The sequence below is a fragment of the Bacillus fungorum genome (assembly GCF_002746455.1).
Classification (GTDB): Bacteria; Bacillota; Bacilli; order Bacillales; family Bacillaceae_G; genus Bacillus_A; species Bacillus_A fungorum.
In genome coordinates, this window is the sequence record NZ_NWUW01000048.1 from 1 (window position 1) to 16020 (window position 16020).

A 16020-nucleotide genomic window follows, 5' to 3' on the forward strand; every position below is an offset into this window, starting at 1 on the left:
CCGCTAACTTCATAAGAGCAAGCTCTTAATCCATTCGCTCGACTTGCATGTATTAGGCACGCCGCCAGCGTTCATCCTGAGCCAGGATCAAACTCTCCAATAAAGTTAGTTTGTCTAGCATCTAAAATAAAAATTGACGTTTCACGTTGTTTGTTTCGTTCAGTTTTCAAAGAACTACTTGGTCGCTCACTTGCGACTTCCTTATGTTAACATCTTCGTTAGTTAATGTCAACTAAGTTTTTTATTTCGTTTGCCGCTTTCGACGTTATTGTCATCGGCGACTTGTTCTATATTACACCTCTAATCTCTAATCGTCAACATGTTTTTCTAAAAAAATATAAAAAGACTTATTTCTTTTAAAATAAGCCTTTTTATCATATATCATTCTATTCATTTATTATCTTTCTATAATTGGTAACGAGACAATAAACTGAATAATACCATCCTCATATTCAGCTCGAATACTACCACCTTGTAATTCAACAATACTTTTCGCAATGGCCAATCCAAGACCCGATCCTTCTGTTACTCTAGTTCTAGATTGATCTTTCTTATAAAAGCGTTCAAACAAACTCGCTAACTCTTCTCTCGTAAACTCTTCACTATGATTCGCAATTACAATTTGTATATCCCGGCGCTGCCTTTGCAGAGAAACTTTTATCTCCCCATCATCTTTACTATACTTAATCGCGTTCATTAATAGATTATCAAATACACGGACCATCTTTTCCGAATCAATCGCTGCATAGGTACGTTCCTCAAGAAACTTCTTAACAAACGTAAGTCCATGCTCTTCCGCCTGCGGTACTAACTCTTCTATTAATTGCTCCAATAACTCATTTATACAAACCTCTTGTTTTTCCAACACAACTTGCTCATTTGTTAACTTCGTATACTCAAATAAATCTTCTATTAAATTCTTTAACTGCTCCGACTTTGCAAAAGCAATTCTCGTATATTCATCATGTTGTTCTTTATTTTCATATTTAGAATCTCGAAGTAATCGCAAGTAACCCATAATAGAAGTCAGTGGTGTACGTAAATCGTGAGATACATTCGTAATAAGCTCGTTCTTTTGCTTCTCTAATCTACGTTCCTTTTCTATATTATTCATAAGCTCTTCCGCCATATTATTAATATTCTCAGTTAAAGACGCAATCTCATCTTCACCTTTCTTCTCAATACGGTGCGCTAAGTTTCCTTTTTCTATTTCCTTTACACCTTCTGCCATCGCTTCAATTTGCTTCATCTTTCTCTTTGTTATATAGAAGAAAGAGAAAATGAATACGAGTACACCAATTAAAAATGGAAACGGTCCTTCTTGCGTATCATACATTACCACACCATCTGGTATTCCACTAACGAACATATATAAATTCTTATCTTCTATTGTAATAGGTGAAAAAGCTATAAATTCTTTTCTCGTATTTTCAAATACATCTCGACCATTTGAATAGTTAATTGCAAATGATGCTGCATTACGAATCGTATTATGCAAGTCGATTTGCTCTTCTTGCGCCTGCTTCGTTTTATATAAAACTTTACCACTTTCATCAGTAACCAATATTTTTAAAGCTCTAGATCCTCGCTCTAAATTTTGATTCTCCATTTCGATCATATCGGATATAGCTTCTAATTTATTTTCATGAACCGAACTATTTGCCGCTCCTTGAGCTTGGTGATTAATTCGTTCCATACCAGCCCGATAATCGATAGTCGCTTGACGATTCGCATTCTCAAAAAATGGCGCAGCTGCCTTTGCTGACAAAACTCCTAATAACGCACAAGCAGCAAAAGTAGTAATCAATTGAATTCTTATACTCTTCCGTACGCTCTTTACTAATTTCTCAATTAACTCTCTTGTTTTCCTTATATAAGTAAACGGATTAAATATCTTTTTCAATCTTATACCCCACTCCCCATACTGTTTTTATATATCTAGGTTTCCTTGGATTCTCCTCAATCTTTTCACGTACTTTCCGAATATGAACCATTACCGTGTTATCCGACTGGAAAGATCGTTCGTTCCAAACCTTTTCATAAATTTGTTCCGCACTAAAGACCATACCCGGATTACGAGCTAGCAATTCTAAAATGGAAAATTCCCTCGGGGTCAGTTTCACTTCTTCTCCATCCACAATAACTTTGTGGGTCGAAATGTTAATTTTCATTTCTCCAATTTCTAGCTCGTCCTCATTTTGTATAGCGAAACCATTCATTTTCATATAACGGCGTAACTGAGATTTAATTCTTGCGATTAACTCTAAAGGATTAAACGGCTTCGTTACATAATCGTCAGCACCCGTTGTTAATCCTAAAATTTTATCCATATCTTGCGTTTTCGCAGAAAGCATAATAATTGGCATTTCTTTCGATTCTCTTACTTTCATACACATATGAATACCATCTACTTTCGGCATCATAATATCTAATACGACTAGATGTACTTCATTTTCTTCCAGTAAACGTAATCCTTCTTCTCCGTCCCCTGCTTGCAATACTTTATATCCTTCATTCTTTAAATAGATTGTAATAAGATTCCTAATTTCTTTTTCATCATCTACCACAAGTATTGTTTCGTTTGCCACAATATCTCCCCCATTACTTTTTTAATCCCTAACTTCTATTATAGAAAAACTTCTGAAGAAAAACGCTCCGAAATCCTTAAGATTTTCTGAAGACGCAAAAAAAGGTCTAGACTCCCCTTAAGTCTAGACCTTTCAAAAAACCCCTTTTATTTACGAACGTAGATGAAATATAGTACGAATAAAACTCCCATAACATACATAATTGGATGAATCTCTTTACGACGACCACTTACTACCATTGTAATTGGATAAAAGATAAACCCGATTGCAATTCCTGTTGCGATACTATACGTAAGCGGCATTGAAATGATAGTAAAGAATGCCGGTACTGCAATCTCGAATTTCTTCCAATCAATTTCTCCTAAAGATGAAACCATTAAGATTCCTACAATAATCAAGGCTGGTGCCGTTACAGCTGGCGTTACAACACTTAATAATGGCGAGAAGAATAGTGCCAGTAAGAAGAATCCTGCTGTTACAACTGCTGTAAATCCTGAACGTCCTCCCGCTGCTACCCCTGCAGAAGATTCAATATAAGACGTTGTTGTTGATGTACCTAAGATTGCACCAATTACAGTTGCAATCGCATCTGCAAATAATGCTTTCCCTGCACGTGGTAATTTATTGTTCTTCATTAATCCTGCTTGATTCGCAACCGCTACAAGTGTACCCGCTGTATCAAAGAAATCGATAAAGAAGAACGTTATAATAACAATCCCCATTTGAACTGTGAAAATATCTCCGAAGTGCGTTAACGCAGCACCGAACGTTGGTTCTAGACTCGGTATTGCTCCCACTACAGCTTTCGGAGTATCAATTAATCCTGTTGCTACTCCTAAGATTGCTGTAAGAATCATACCGTAAAATACTGCACCATTAATTTTCTTAATCATGAAGATGATCGTAGTAACAACCCCGAAGATTGCTAGTAACGTTGTGCCCTTTGTTAAGTCCCCCAACCCAACAAGAACAGCATCATTTTTCACGATAATTCCGGCATTTTGGAATCCAAGAAAAGCAATGAATAATCCGATACCTGCCGCTACTGCAAACTTTAACTCTGGTGGAATTGCATTAATGATTTTTTCACGAATACCTGAAGCTGTAAGAATAATAAAGATAATACCTGACATTAACGTTCCAGCAATTGCTGTCTGCCACGGAATCCCCATCGTTAACACTGCCGTATAAGCAAAGAACGCGTTAATTCCCATCCCCGGTGCCAAAGCAATTGGATACTTCGCAAAAATACCCATAATTAATGAACCAATCGCTGCTGCTAATGCTGTAGCAACGAATACTGCACCTGGATCCATTCCTGTACCTGCCGGTAACCCTTTAACATTTCCAAGTGACAGCGTAGCAGGATTGACAAATAGTACGTAAGCCATAGATAGAAATGTCGTTAACCCTGCTATGAACTCAGTCTTATAATTTGTGCCGAGTTCATCAAACTGAAAATAGCGTTTCATCTTACGTTTCCCCCGTTATATGATTACTCGCCGTAATCTCCCTAGCCCTCTTTTATCTATTAAAAATAAAAAAGGCTTCCATTGCATATACATGGAAGCGTTCTATAAATAAAGACAAGATTCCCCTCACCTTTATAAAAACGCCTCGTAGTCAAGCCATTTACGGTAGCTAGGTAGAAACTTTCGGGCCATATCCCCGATATTATACGACGGCATAATATTCACTTTTCGTTTGAATTACATACTCATATTAACTCGAGGAGGTGATTTTGTCAATTTAAAAACGAACATTTTTATAAACTTTCGCATTTTCGTTCGTATTAACGATAAAAGCAAAAAGATCCATCTATACATAAACGATAGATGGATCTTTTTTTATAATACTATTCCCACTCAATAGTTGCTGGTGGCTTACTCGTTACATCATACACGATACGGTTAACGTGTTTTACTTCGTTTACGATACGTACAGAGATTTTCTCTAATACATCCCAAGGGATACGTGCCCAGTCAGCTGTCATACCGTCGATAGATGTTACCGCACGGATACCTACTGTGTAATCGTAAGTACGCTCATCACCCATAACACCTACGCTACGCATACCAGGAAGCGCAGTGAAGTATTGCCAGATTTCGCGGTCTAATCCCGCTTTAATAATTTCTTCACGTAAAATCGCATCAGATTCACGAACGATTTCTAATTTCTCTTCTGTGATTTCACCTAATACACGAATACCAAGACCAGGGCCCGGGAATGGTTGACGCCATACAATTTCATCAGGAATTCCTAGTTCTGATCCTAATACACGTACTTCATCTTTAAATAACGTGTTTAAAGGCTCAATTAATTTGAACTGCATGTCTTCTGGAAGTCCACCAACGTTATGGTGAGATTTAATTGTTTGTGCAGTTGCTGTACCACTTTCAACGATGTCTGTGTAAAGTGTACCTTGTGCTAAGAAATCCATGCCTTGTAATTTAGAAGCTTCATCATCAAATACGTAAATAAATTCATTACCGATGATTTTACGTTTTTGTTCTGGATCTTCTACACCTTTTAACTTGTTCATGAAGCGTTCTTTTGCATCCACTTTAATAACGTTCATGTGGAAGCCTTCGCTAAATGTTTTCATAACGCCTTCTGCTTCGCCTTTACGAAGTAAACCGTGGTCAACGAAAATACATGTTAACTGATCGCCGATTGCTTTATGAATTAATACTGCTACAACAGAAGAGTCTACACCGCCACTAAGTGCACATAGTACTTTTTTGTCTCCAACAGTTTCACGGATTTTCTCTAATTCTACTTCAATAAAGTTCTCCATATTCCATCCTTCAGAACAGCCACATACGCCGAATACGAAGTTTTTAATTAAATCGTTACCGTGCTCAGAGTGACGTACTTCTGGGTGGAATTGTACACCGTATAAGTTTTTCTCTTCATTACTCATACCAGCAATTGGACAAGACTCACTTGTTGCATCTACTACGAATCCTTCAGGTAAACCAGTTACTAAATCGCCATGGCTCATCCATACAACTTGCTCTTCTGGAAGGTTCGCATATAATTTTGATTCGTTCTCTACTTTAAGAACAGCTTTTCCGTACTCACGGTGATTTGCACGCTCTACTTTACCACCAAATTGTTGCGTCATAAGCTGCATACCGTAACAAATACCGAAAATCGGTAATCCTAGGTCAAAGATTTTTTCATCACAATGTAATGCACCTTCACCGTATACACTATTTGGTCCACCAGAGAAGATAATCCCTTTTGGATTCATTGCTTTAATTTCTTCTGCAGTAATTGTATGTGGATGAAGCTCACTGTATACACCGAACTCACGAATTCGACGTGCTATTAACTGATTGTATTGACTTCCAAAATCTAAAACGATAATTGTATCGTGTTGCTTCTTCAAAATAATCACCCCAACGTTAGTTCTCGTATATAAATATTTTCACCAATTTGGCGAAAAGCATTACCAATATAATAAAAAAAGCCAGTCCTCCGCCTCTAGTCTCATAACAAAGAAAAGGCAGGGGTCTGGCTTTATAAAGAAAGATAGTCTTCGCTCTTTATAAATATAAGACACACTGCCTTCATAGTCAGGTTGTTTACGGTAACCCGGTAGAGACTCTCAAACCTTATCTTTGAGGATATATGAAGGATCGTTTTATATTATCTTCCTAGATTCTAACAATGAAGTATCGGTATGGTCAAGAGAGAAAGCGACAAAATTCTACAGAAATTCATTTCCTTTTCTAAAAAACATAAAAAAACATCCATTTCTATATAGAAATGGATGTTTTTCGAGCAAACGGAATTACATCATTCCGCCCATACCGCCCATGCCCATGCCGCCCATGTCAGGCATTGCTGGTGCATTTGGTTCTGGTTTGTCAGCTACTACAGCTTCAGTTGTTAAGAACATAGCTGCAACAGATGCTGCGTTTTGAAGTGCAGAGCGAGTTACTTTAGCTGGATCTACGATACCAGTTTCAAGCATGTTAACCCACTCGCCAGTAGCTGCGTTGAAACCAACGCCTACTTTTTCGCCTTTTAGACGCTCTACAACTACAGATCCTTCTAGACCAGCGTTGATTGCAATTTGACGAACTGGCTCTTCTAGTGCGCGAAGTACGATGTTGATACCTGTAGCTTCGTCGCCTTCAGCTACGATAGAAGCAACTTTCGTGTATACGTTCATAAGTGAAGTACCACCACCTGCAACGATACCTTCTTCTACTGCTGCACGAGTTGAGTTAAGTGCATCTTCAATGCGAAGTTTGCGCTCTTTTAACTCAGTTTCAGTTGCTGCACCTACTTTAATTACCGCTACGCCACCTGCAAGTTTTGCAAGACGCTCTTGTAATTTTTCACGATCGAATTCAGAAGTTGTTTCTTCTAATTGCGCACGGATTTGACCGATGCGAGCTTCGATTTGTTGTGTATTTCCGATACCTTCAACTACAGTTGTGTTTTCTTTCGTTACAACAACTTTACCAGCGCGTCCTAAAGATTCAACTGTAGCAGATTTTAAGTCACGACCTAGTTCTTCAGTAATTACTTCGCCACCAGTTAAGATTGCGATATCTTCTAGCATTGCTTTACGACGGTCACCAAATCCAGGAGCTTTAACAGCTACTACATTGAATGTACCACGAAGTTTGTTCACTACTAATGTAGCTAATGCTTCACCTTCTACATCTTCAGCAATGATAAGAAGTGGTTTACCTTGTTGTACCACTTGCTCTAATACTGGTAAGATTTCTTGAATGTTAGAAATCTTTTTGTCAGTGATTAAGATGTATGGGTTATCAAGAACTGCTTCCATTTTGTCAGAATCAGTAATCATGTAAGGAGATGCATATCCACGATCAAATTGCATACCTTCTACTACGTCTAATTCTGTTGTGAATCCTTTAGATTCTTCTAAAGTAATAACGCCGTCGTTACCAACGCGCTCCATTGCTTCAGCGATTAATTGACCTACTTCTTCGTCAGCCGCAGAAATAGCAGCTACTTGTGCGATAGAAGATTTACCTTCGATTGGTTTAGAAATCGTTTTTAATTCTTCAATTGCAGCAGTAACAGCTTTTTCGATACCTTTACGAAGACCCATTGGGTTCGCACCAGCTGTTACATTTTTAAGGCCTTCACGAATCATAGCTTGCGCTAATACAGTTGCAGTTGTTGTTCCGTCACCAGCTACATCATTTGTTTTGCTAGCAACTTCTGCTACTAATTTCGCACCCATGTTTTCGAATGCATCTTCTAATTCGATTTCTTTTGCGATTGTTACACCATCATTTGTAATAAGTGGTGAACCGAATTTTTTCTCAAGTACAACGTTACGACCTTTTGGTCCAAGCGTTACTTTTACTGCGTTTGCAAGAGTGTCGACACCGCGAAGCATCGAACGACGTGCTTCTTCACTAAATTTAATATCTTTTGCCATAATAATTGACCCCCTTGGATTTTTTAAGATTTATATAATTAACCGATAACTGCTAAAATGTCACTTTCACGTAAAATCAAGTAGTCTGTACCTTCATATTTCACTTCAGTACCTGCATATTTTGAGAAGATGATAAGATCACCTGCTGCTACCTCTAAAGCAACACGCTCACCATTTTCAAGCACTCGACCAGTACCTACTGCAATAACTTTACCCTCTTGTGGTTTTTCTTTTGCAGTGTCTGGTAATACAATACCACTTGCTGTTTTTTCTTCCGCTTGAACAAGCTCAATTACAACGCGATCACCTAATGGCTTTAGCATGAACAATAACCTCCTCATTTTGTTATGTAAATTTTATTTATTAGCACTCGAGTCATCCGAGTGCTAACACACTTATAATAATAAATAATCTCAATTTCTTTTGCAAGTAAAAAAATCATAATTTTTTCGCAAATTACGCTATAAACTTTTCTATATAGAGTCCCTCTTCTTCCACCTTTACTATATGAATCGTTGTTTCCACTACTCGTATGTTACAATATGAAAGGACACCCTAAGTTGTTTTCGCTACACACACAACTTTCTCCTGTCTTCTATTATAATTTCAAATAAGGATTTACGAAAAAAACATAATGTAAGTAAGGTTTATATCGTAGGTAGCATATTTACATGTTATCCTACCTTATCTCATACACTAGAGTTAGAAAGGATGGTTAAACCATTTGAAAAAACAATATTGGTGGGTTATCGTTACATACATTTTAATGCAGTTATCATCAATTGCTGGATTACCACTTCTCCTGAAAACTGGACTTTATGATAACAGGGGATTCACTAGGGAAGAGAAATTTCAACTCATAACTGGTCACTGGGCAATCATTAGCTTCTTTATTGCATTATGTATCGTACTTTGGTTACTTAGAACAGATATTCGCGACAGACATTTAGATAAAATGCGTGTTACTATCCCAGCTACAGTTGGATGGATTCTAATCGGTATTCTCTTAGCTTTCGCTTCACAAATAATCGCTGGTATGATCGAAATGCGTCTACTAGGAATTAAGCAAGGTTCGGAAAATACAATGAAGCTAATGGAAATTGCACGAACTACCCCTTGGTTCCTTATTGTTGTATCTATAATCGGACCTATCTTAGAAGAAATTGTATTTAGAAAAATTTTATTCGGTACACTTTATAAGAGATTTAACTTCTTTATTGCCGCTATCATTAGTTCCCTTGTATTTGCGGCGATTCATTTTGATTTTACTCACTTATTGGTATACACTGCTATGGGGCTCGTATTCGCCTTTTTATATGTACAAACGAAGCGCATTATCGTTCCAATTGCAGCTCATGTAACAATGAATACATTAGTTGCAGTCTCTCAAATTGTAGTAAGTAATGAACAAATTCAAGAAATGATTAAAGAAGCTGAAAAAATGCAAGGCTTTATCGGAGGATTTTTATGAGAAACTCGCCATTGTTCATGGCTGCTTTGTACTTCCTTCTAGGATGTATCTTTACACGCTTAGCCATTACGAATGTAACAGATACAATCTGGAATATGCGGACAATATTATTTGCAGTTATGGCAACAATTGATTTTAATTTGGCACTTCGCCTTATCTTAGTTAAATTCACAAAGAAAAAACAATAATAAAACGCAGAGGTCGCTTCCTCTGCGTTTTATTGTGGATAATTCTTCAAAAAGTAAACAAGTGTTTGTAACTCTACTGCTAAATCAATATGATGAATTCGTATATTGTCTGATACATTTAAGCGTGCTGGTGTGAAATTTAAAATACCATGCACACTCGTTTCTGCCAATCTATCTGCTACAGCTTGTGCTACTGTAGCCGGTACTGTTAATATTGCCACTTGTATATCAGTTGATAAACGTTCTTCTAATTCATCTAAGTGATATACAGGAATGCCTCCGATTTCTGTTCCAACTTTCTCTTCACTAACATCAAACGCCATTTCAATTTTTGTATTATTGTTTTTCGTGAAATTATAATGTAAGAAAGCGGTCCCTAAATTACCTACTCCAATAAGCGCTACACGTGTTATATCATCTTGGTCGAGTGTTTCACGGAAAAATGATAATAAGTAGTTTACGTTATATCCATATCCTTTTTTTCCTAACGCTCCAAAGTATGAGAAATCTCTTCGAATCGTTGCGGAATCAACCTTTACCGCTTCACTTAGTTCGGCCGATGAAACACGTTGCTTACCAGATAGAGATAAGTTTTGGATAAATCGATAGTATAGAGGCAATCTCTTAGCAGTGGCTTGTGGAATTTTCTGCTGCTCCATATAGCCTCTCCTCTCTTCCTATCTTTATTCATATGCTTTAATCAAATACAGAAGTTTAGCACTTATTAAATTCCTTGTATAATAGAAAGAAGAAGTATTCTCTCTGTATTTTAAACTATACACTATTTTTAGTATGATTGAGAAATATAAACATGGCAAAGTTAAGAAATTATTTGAGGTGAAAACATTGATTTTATTACAAGTAAACGGGCTTTCGAAATTATACGGTGCAGAAACGATTCTTGCAAACATAAAATTGGAAGTTCAAACGAAAGATCGTATCGCATTAGTCGGACGAAATGGGGCTGGAAAGTCTACATTATTAAAAATAATAGCTGGTGAGTTATCTCATGATGGTGGCGAAATTATAAAACCGAAAGATGTCTCAATCGGATATTTAGCTCAAAATACCGGGTTAGAAACGTCTTTAACAATTTGGGATGAAATGTTAACCGTCTTTACGCACTTGCAGCAAATGGAGACAAAACTTCGAAGGCTAGAGCAAGAGATGGGAAAAGAAGAAAACTTTTCAAACGAGGCTACATATGAAAGATTATTAGCTGATTACGACCAATTACAATTAGATTATAAAGATCAAGGTGGCTACCAATATGAAGCAGATATCCGTTCTATTTTAAGCGGCCTTGGCTTCCCAGTTGAAACCCACCAGACGACGATTTCTACATTAAGCGGTGGACAAAAAACACGATTAGCTCTCGGTAAATTATTATTAACGAAACCAGACTTACTTATTTTGGACGAGCCTACAAACCATTTAGACATCGAAACATTAACATGGCTTGAACAATATTTACAAGGCTATCCTGGTGCAATACTAATCGTTTCCCATGACCGTTATTTCTTAGATAAACTCGTTACACAAGTATATGAAATTTCGAATAAAGAAAGCAGACGATTTGTTGGTAACTACAGTAAATATTTAGATTTAAAATCAGCACTATACGAGCAAGAAATGAAACGTTATGAAAAACAACAAGATGAAATCGCTAAGCTTGAGGACTTCGTTCAAAAAAATATAGCTCGTGCATCTACGACAAAACGTGCACAAAGCCGTCGTAAACAATTAGACCGAATGGAATTATTAACAAGACCATTAGGGGATTCTAAGTCAGCTTCCTTCCACTTCGATATTGAAAAACAAAGTGGAAATGATGTTTTACAAGTAAAGGATGCAACTATCGGCTATGACGAGAATCCGATTATTGAACATGTAACTATGCGCTTAACTCGCGGGGATAGCGTTGCTTTAGTTGGTCCAAACGGAATTGGGAAATCCACATTGTTAAAATCCATTGTGAATAAGTTACCATTATTAAATGGTGACGTTTCTTTCGGATCCAATGTATCTGTTGGTTATTATGATCAAGAACAAGCTAACTTAACATCGTCTAAGCGAGTTTTAAATGAGTTATGGGATGAATATCCATTGCAGCCTGAAAAAGAAATTCGCACGATACTAGGTAACTTCTTATTCACAGGAGATGATGTACTAAAGCCAGTATCTTCTCTTAGTGGTGGACAAAAGGCTCGGTTAGCTCTTGCAAAACTTATGATGCAAAAATCAAATTTATTAATTCTCGATGAGCCTACGAACCATCTTGATTTAAATAGTAAAGAAATCTTAGAGAATGCTTTAATTGATTATCCAGGTACTCTTCTATTTGTCTCACATGACCGCTACTTTATTAATCGGGTAACGACGACCGTTGTTGAGTTATCAACAGAAGGTGCACAGGAGTATTTAGGGGATTACGATTACTACGTTGAAAAGAAAAATGAGATGATCGAACGTGCGGAATTAGAGCAAGAAGATGAAACACCCGTTCAAAAGACAGTTGCACAAGAAAAATTAAATTATCTCGAAGAAAAAGAGCGCAAAAAGTTAGAGCGTCAACGTACTCGAAAAATTAAGGAACTAGAACAAAACATTGTAGAATTTGAAGAAGAAATTGCTACATTAGAAGATCAACTTTGCTTACCAGAAATATATGCAGATTATGAAAAGGCTAGTGAAATTACAACGAAAAAGCAAACACTACAAGAGCAACTTGATGCTTGTATGGCAGAATGGGAAGAATTACATTTATAAGAGTATGAATAAGAAGGATGTCTCATCAGTCGGGATTTTTGACTATGCGACATCTTTTTTCTTTTAGTACATAAATAATTTTTTGAATATATCAATCGTAACTTAGAATATAACAACGCTTTTTCAAATATATCTATTGTAGCCCTATATATCAACGATTCGATACGAAATACCGATTTCCCGACAAAGTTTGACAATATTAGCACCCCCCTATAATAAGATCATATTTCAAAATGTTTTTTAGAAATACCTTCTTAATTTTTATTTCCCGAAAAAGGATATATGCAAAGGTCAGACATCATTGGTTTTATCCACAACTTTATACACATATCCACCTTTATAAAATAAACATTAAAATAACTTTTCCACATTATCCACAGAGAACTAAAAAGTTATCAACATTTTATATACACAATAAAACCCATATTATCAACAGATAATATGGGTTTTATCCACAAGCTGTGGTTAATTTTGTGCATAACTATGCTTCAATATCTAATCCTGGATTTGCATTTAAAGCTAATGTAGCACGTTTTCCTTGTTCATATGCAATTGTACCTGCTGCTGCAATCATTGCTGCATTATCTGTGCATAAAGATAGAGGAGGAATAATTAGCTCTACATTTTCTTTTTGTGCAAATTCTACTTCTAAACGTGCACGAAGTCCTTTATTCGCAGCTACTCCACCAGCAAGAAGCACTTGCTTTACGTTATAAGCATCCGCTGCACGAGATGCTTTCGTTACTAATACGTCAATTACACTCTCTTGGAAACTTGCTGCTAAATCTTCCGGTGCAATTTCTATCCCACGTTGTTTTGCGTTATGCACAGTGTTAATAACTGCTGATTTCAATCCACTGAAACTGAAATCATACGAATCAGGTTCTAGCCATGCACGAGGCAAATCAATTGTCGGCTTTCCTTCATGCGCAAGGCGATCAATATGAGGACCACCTGGATATGGCATAGATAACGTACGAGCTACTTTATCATATGCCTCTCCAGCTGCATCATCTCTTGTTTCACCAATTACTTCGAATGAACCATGTTCTTTCATATAAACAAGCTCTGTATGCCCACCAGATACAACAAGTGATAGTAGTGGGAATTGAACTTCTTTTACTAAACGGTTCGCATAAATGTGACCAGCAATATGATGAACACCCACTAGAGGAATATCATGTGCAAACGCCACTGCTTTCGCTGCGTTTACCCCAATTAAAAGTGCCCCTACTAAACCAGGTCCTTCTGTTACAGCAATTGCATCAATATCATCAAATGTGATATTTGCTTCTTTTAAAGCTTCTTCTAACACAACTGTAATTTCTTCTACATGATGACGGGATGCAATCTCTGGTACAACCCCGCCAAAACGTTTATGACTTTCAATTTGTGATGCAACGACATTCGCAATAATTTCCGTTCCATTTTTAACAACCGCTACTGCTGTTTCATCACAACTTGTTTCAATACCAAGTATAATCGTATTTTTTTCCATTATATATTCACCCACATTACGAGACCATCTTCCTGATTGTCTGCATAGTATCGTTTACGAATTCCACCATTTTGAAATCCGTATTTTTTGTATAACTGTTTTGCTACTTCATTTGATACACGTACTTCAAGTGTCATCGTTTTTACTCCTAGATCTTTCGCTTCGGAAATAACTTGTTTCAATAAAGCATCTCCTAGCTTTTGACCTCTGTATTCTGGCAAAATAGCTATATTTGTTATATGTGATTCATCAATAATTATCCACAATCCACAATACCCAATTACACGACCATCTTTTTCTAGCACAACATAATGTGCATGTTCATTCATCGTTAACTCACGGTGAAAGGCATCTGCAGTCCAAGGAGTTGAAAAAGATGATTCTTCAATAGCTACAATTTGAGCGATATCATCGAGTTCCATCTTTCTAAATATCATATCCATCCTCTGCAAACTCCTACTTGTTTTGACTTTCTAACCACTTTGTTTCAGCTTCAGCTAAACGAAGATAACTAGGAACAAATGAATGTACATCCTGTTCTTCTTTTTGTAATCCTAAGAACGCTAACTCACTTGGTCTTGGGTTATTTTTAGTGAAAGGAGCAAATACAGCTTGATCGCCTAAATGTTCGATAATCGTTTCTTTGTGTAGTTTAACATCGTTACCAATAAATAAAACAGGCTTTCCTTTATCTTTTAGCATTTGCAACCAGTCTACAATAAGGATGATTCGGTCTTCTTCTATAGAAGTTAAATTCTCTCCTTCATATGTATATAACCCCGTATAAATTTGTCCACGTCTTCCATCGAATAAAGGACAAATTAATCCATCAAAATTAGCTCCGTTTGCAGCCACTACTTCTAAACTTGATACACCTACAATTGGTATTTGAAGTGACCAAGCTAATGTTTTGGCAGCTGTCACACCTATGCGAACACCTGTATATGATCCAGGTCCAGCAGCTACAACAATTTTAGTTAATTCTTTCGGTTTTACACCACATTCTTTTAACAGTTGTTCTACAGCTGGCATAAGACGTACAGAATGGTTTTTTGTTAAGTTTGTAATGATTTCCCCAATTACGTTTCCTTCTTCAATAAGGGATACGCCCATTACGTAATTTGAAGTATCAATTGCTAGTACTTTCATCTTGTAATAGCTCCTCACATAATCTAATATAGCGGTCTCCAATTGGCTCGAGTACAATGTTTCTTGTGTCATCTCCCGCATGGAATAAACTAATTTGTAACTTCTCATTTGGTAAATATGCTCCTATTAAATGAGCCCATTCTACTACCGTAATTCCTTCACCGTAGAAATACTCATCAAACCCTAAGTCCTCTTCACTTTCTGCTAAACGATACACGTCCATATGATATAGCGGTAATCTTCCTTTATATTCTTTAATAATATTAAAGGTAGGACTATTTACAACTCTTTTTACTCCAAGACCTTTTGCTAGTCCTTTTGTAAAAGTCGTCTTACCAGCCCCTAGATCTCCTTCTAAAATAATTACATCTTGTGCCCGGGCAAGTTCACCTAGTTTTTCTGATAATCTTTGTGTTTCCTCAGATGATTTTGTTGTTATTTCATATTTACTCACAGACTTCACCTACTTTACTCACAATGTTCTCTGCTCTTTATTATACAGGTTTTGAATATATAAAAAAGTCCTTAGGAGTTTTCCTAAGGATAGTTTGACTGTCTTTATTAGTTTTTTGTTAAAACAAATAAAAAAATACGAAACAACATGTTTCGTTCTTTTCTTTATATAAAATGGCGGTCCCGACCGGGGTCGAACCGGCGATCTCCTGCGTGACAGGCAGGCATGTTAACCACTACACCACGGGACCATTTGGTTGCGGGGACAGGATTTGAACCTGCGACCTTCGGGTTATGAGCCCGACGAGCTACCGTGCTGCTCCACCCCGCGATGATATAAATAGCTTGGCGACGTCCTACTCTCACAGGGACAAGGTCCCAACTACCATCGGCGCTAGAGAGCTTAACTTCCGTGTTCGGTATGGGAACGGGTGTGACCTCTCTGCCATCATCACCAAACTATTGAAGGC

General features: G+C 37.1%; 14 protein-coding genes, 2 tRNA genes, 2 rRNA genes and 2 riboswitches. Of the genes, 3 read left to right on the plus strand and 15 right to left on the minus strand.

The window, feature by feature from the left end; genetic code table 11:
• The 7 genes from CO726_RS28835 to groES all read right to left on the minus strand — a co-directional run.
• A 16S ribosomal RNA gene (locus CO726_RS28835) occupies positions 1-103 on the minus strand; the annotation flags it as partial.
• 294 nt (positions 104-397) lie between these two features.
• Entirely contained in the window at positions 398-1903 is a 1506-nt protein-coding gene (gene ampS, locus CO726_RS28840; protein WP_099686574.1) for an aminopeptidase AmpS, read from the minus strand.
• On the minus strand, positions 1887-2588 hold the full coding sequence (locus CO726_RS28845; RefSeq protein WP_099686575.1) for a response regulator transcription factor: 702 nt from the start codon (positions 2586-2588) through the stop codon (positions 1887-1889). The genes ampS and CO726_RS28845 overlap by 17 nt, the downstream gene beginning before the upstream one ends.
• A gap of 146 nt (positions 2589-2734) precedes the next feature.
• On the minus strand, positions 2735-4060 hold the full coding sequence (locus tag CO726_RS28850) for an NCS2 family permease (protein ID WP_098760503.1): 1326 nt from the start codon (positions 4058-4060) through the stop codon (positions 2735-2737).
• Between the two features lie 128 nt (positions 4061-4188).
• Positions 4189-4290, minus strand: a riboswitch (purine riboswitch).
• 153 nt (positions 4291-4443) lie between these two features.
• Positions 4444-5982 (minus strand): glutamine-hydrolyzing GMP synthase, encoded by a 1539-nt coding sequence (guaA, locus tag CO726_RS28855; RefSeq protein WP_136699900.1) that lies wholly within the window; start codon positions 5980-5982, stop codon positions 4444-4446.
• Positions 5983-6146: 164 nt separating this feature from the next.
• Positions 6147-6248: riboswitch (purine riboswitch) on the minus strand.
• Between the two features lie 139 nt (positions 6249-6387).
• Positions 6388-8022 (minus strand): chaperonin GroEL, encoded by a 1635-nt coding sequence (gene groL, locus CO726_RS28860; RefSeq protein WP_001975554.1) that lies wholly within the window; start codon positions 8020-8022, stop codon positions 6388-6390.
• Between the two features lie 38 nt (positions 8023-8060).
• Positions 8061-8345, minus strand: coding sequence for a co-chaperone GroES (gene groES, locus CO726_RS28865; protein ID WP_000917306.1), 285 nt, complete (start codon positions 8343-8345; stop codon positions 8061-8063).
• Positions 8346-8746: 401 nt separating this feature from the next.
• Between groES and CO726_RS28870 the strand changes: the two genes are divergently transcribed.
• Positions 8747-9493 (plus strand): CPBP family intramembrane glutamic endopeptidase, encoded by a 747-nt coding sequence (locus CO726_RS28870; protein ID WP_099686577.1) that lies wholly within the window; start codon positions 8747-8749, stop codon positions 9491-9493.
• Entirely contained in the window at positions 9490-9681 is a 192-nt protein-coding gene (locus CO726_RS28875) for a YdiK family protein (protein ID WP_099686578.1), read from the plus strand. The genes CO726_RS28870 and CO726_RS28875 overlap by 4 nt, the downstream gene beginning before the upstream one ends.
• Before the next feature lie 29 nt (positions 9682-9710).
• Here CO726_RS28875 and CO726_RS28880 read toward each other — a convergent pair whose 3' ends face one another.
• The gene (locus CO726_RS28880) at positions 9711-10340 is read right to left on the minus strand and encodes a redox-sensing transcriptional repressor Rex (protein WP_099686579.1); all 630 of its coding nucleotides are present in this window, start codon (positions 10338-10340) and stop codon (positions 9711-9713) included.
• Positions 10341-10527: 187 nt separating this feature from the next.
• Between CO726_RS28880 and CO726_RS28885 the strand changes: the two genes are divergently transcribed.
• Positions 10528-12450: an ABC-F family ATP-binding cassette domain-containing protein gene (locus tag CO726_RS28885; RefSeq protein ID WP_220389090.1), complete on the plus strand. Its 1923-nt coding sequence runs from the start codon at positions 10528-10530 to the stop codon at positions 12448-12450.
• 481 nt (positions 12451-12931) lie between these two features.
• Here CO726_RS28885 and tsaD read toward each other — a convergent pair whose 3' ends face one another.
• From tsaD to rrf, 7 genes are all read right to left on the minus strand, one after another.
• Entirely contained in the window at positions 12932-13948 is a 1017-nt protein-coding gene (gene tsaD, locus CO726_RS28890) for a tRNA (adenosine(37)-N6)-threonylcarbamoyltransferase complex transferase subunit TsaD (protein ID WP_098760496.1), read from the minus strand.
• Positions 13948-14391, minus strand: a complete 444-nt coding sequence (rimI, locus tag CO726_RS28895; protein WP_136699901.1) for a ribosomal protein S18-alanine N-acetyltransferase — start codon at positions 14389-14391, stop codon at positions 13948-13950. The genes tsaD and rimI overlap by 1 nt, the downstream gene beginning before the upstream one ends.
• Before the next feature lie 13 nt (positions 14392-14404).
• Positions 14405-15097 carry a tRNA (adenosine(37)-N6)-threonylcarbamoyltransferase complex dimerization subunit type 1 TsaB gene (tsaB, locus tag CO726_RS28900; RefSeq protein WP_098760495.1) on the minus strand — a complete coding sequence of 231 codons (693 nt, stop codon included), beginning with the start codon at positions 15095-15097 and terminating at the stop codon, positions 14405-14407.
• On the minus strand, positions 15078-15551 hold the full coding sequence (gene tsaE / locus CO726_RS28905; RefSeq protein ID WP_099686581.1) for a tRNA (adenosine(37)-N6)-threonylcarbamoyltransferase complex ATPase subunit type 1 TsaE: 474 nt from the start codon (positions 15549-15551) through the stop codon (positions 15078-15080). Before tsaE ends, tsaB begins: the two co-directional genes overlap by 20 nt.
• Before the next feature lie 174 nt (positions 15552-15725).
• A tRNA-Asp gene (locus CO726_RS28910) sits at positions 15726-15801 on the minus strand.
• A 3-nt stretch (positions 15802-15804) separates the two neighbouring features.
• Positions 15805-15881, minus strand: a tRNA-Met gene (locus CO726_RS28915).
• Between the two features lie 12 nt (positions 15882-15893).
• A 5S ribosomal RNA gene (gene rrf / locus CO726_RS28920) occupies positions 15894-16009 on the minus strand.
• Between the last annotated feature and the right edge of the window lie 11 nt (positions 16010-16020).

What these genes read in the sequence shown, in the direction of transcription:
- CO726_RS28880 (WP_099686579.1), bottom strand. Translation starts at nt 10,340, where the DNA reads ATGGAGCAGCAGAAAATTCCACAAGCCACTGCTAAGAGATTGCCTCTA.
- tsaB (WP_098760495.1), bottom strand. Translation starts at nt 15,097, where the DNA reads ATGAAAGTACTAGCAATTGATACTTCAAATTACGTAATGGGCGTATCC.
- groES (WP_000917306.1), bottom strand. Translation starts at nt 8,345, where the DNA reads ATGCTAAAGCCATTAGGTGATCGCGTTGTAATTGAGCTTGTTCAAGCG.
- rimI (WP_136699901.1), bottom strand. Translation starts at nt 14,391, where the DNA reads ATGGATATGATATTTAGAAAGATGGAACTCGATGATATCGCTCAAATT.
- tsaD (WP_098760496.1), bottom strand. Translation starts at nt 13,948, where the DNA reads ATGGAAAAAAATACGATTATACTTGGTATTGAAACAAGTTGTGATGAA.
- CO726_RS28850 (WP_098760503.1), bottom strand. Translation starts at nt 4,060, where the DNA reads ATGAAACGCTATTTTCAGTTTGATGAACTCGGCACAAATTATAAGACT.
- CO726_RS28875 (WP_099686578.1), top strand. Translation starts at nt 9,490, where the DNA reads ATGAGAAACTCGCCATTGTTCATGGCTGCTTTGTACTTCCTTCTAGGA.
- groL (WP_001975554.1), bottom strand. Translation starts at nt 8,022, where the DNA reads ATGGCAAAAGATATTAAATTTAGTGAAGAAGCACGTCGTTCGATGCTT.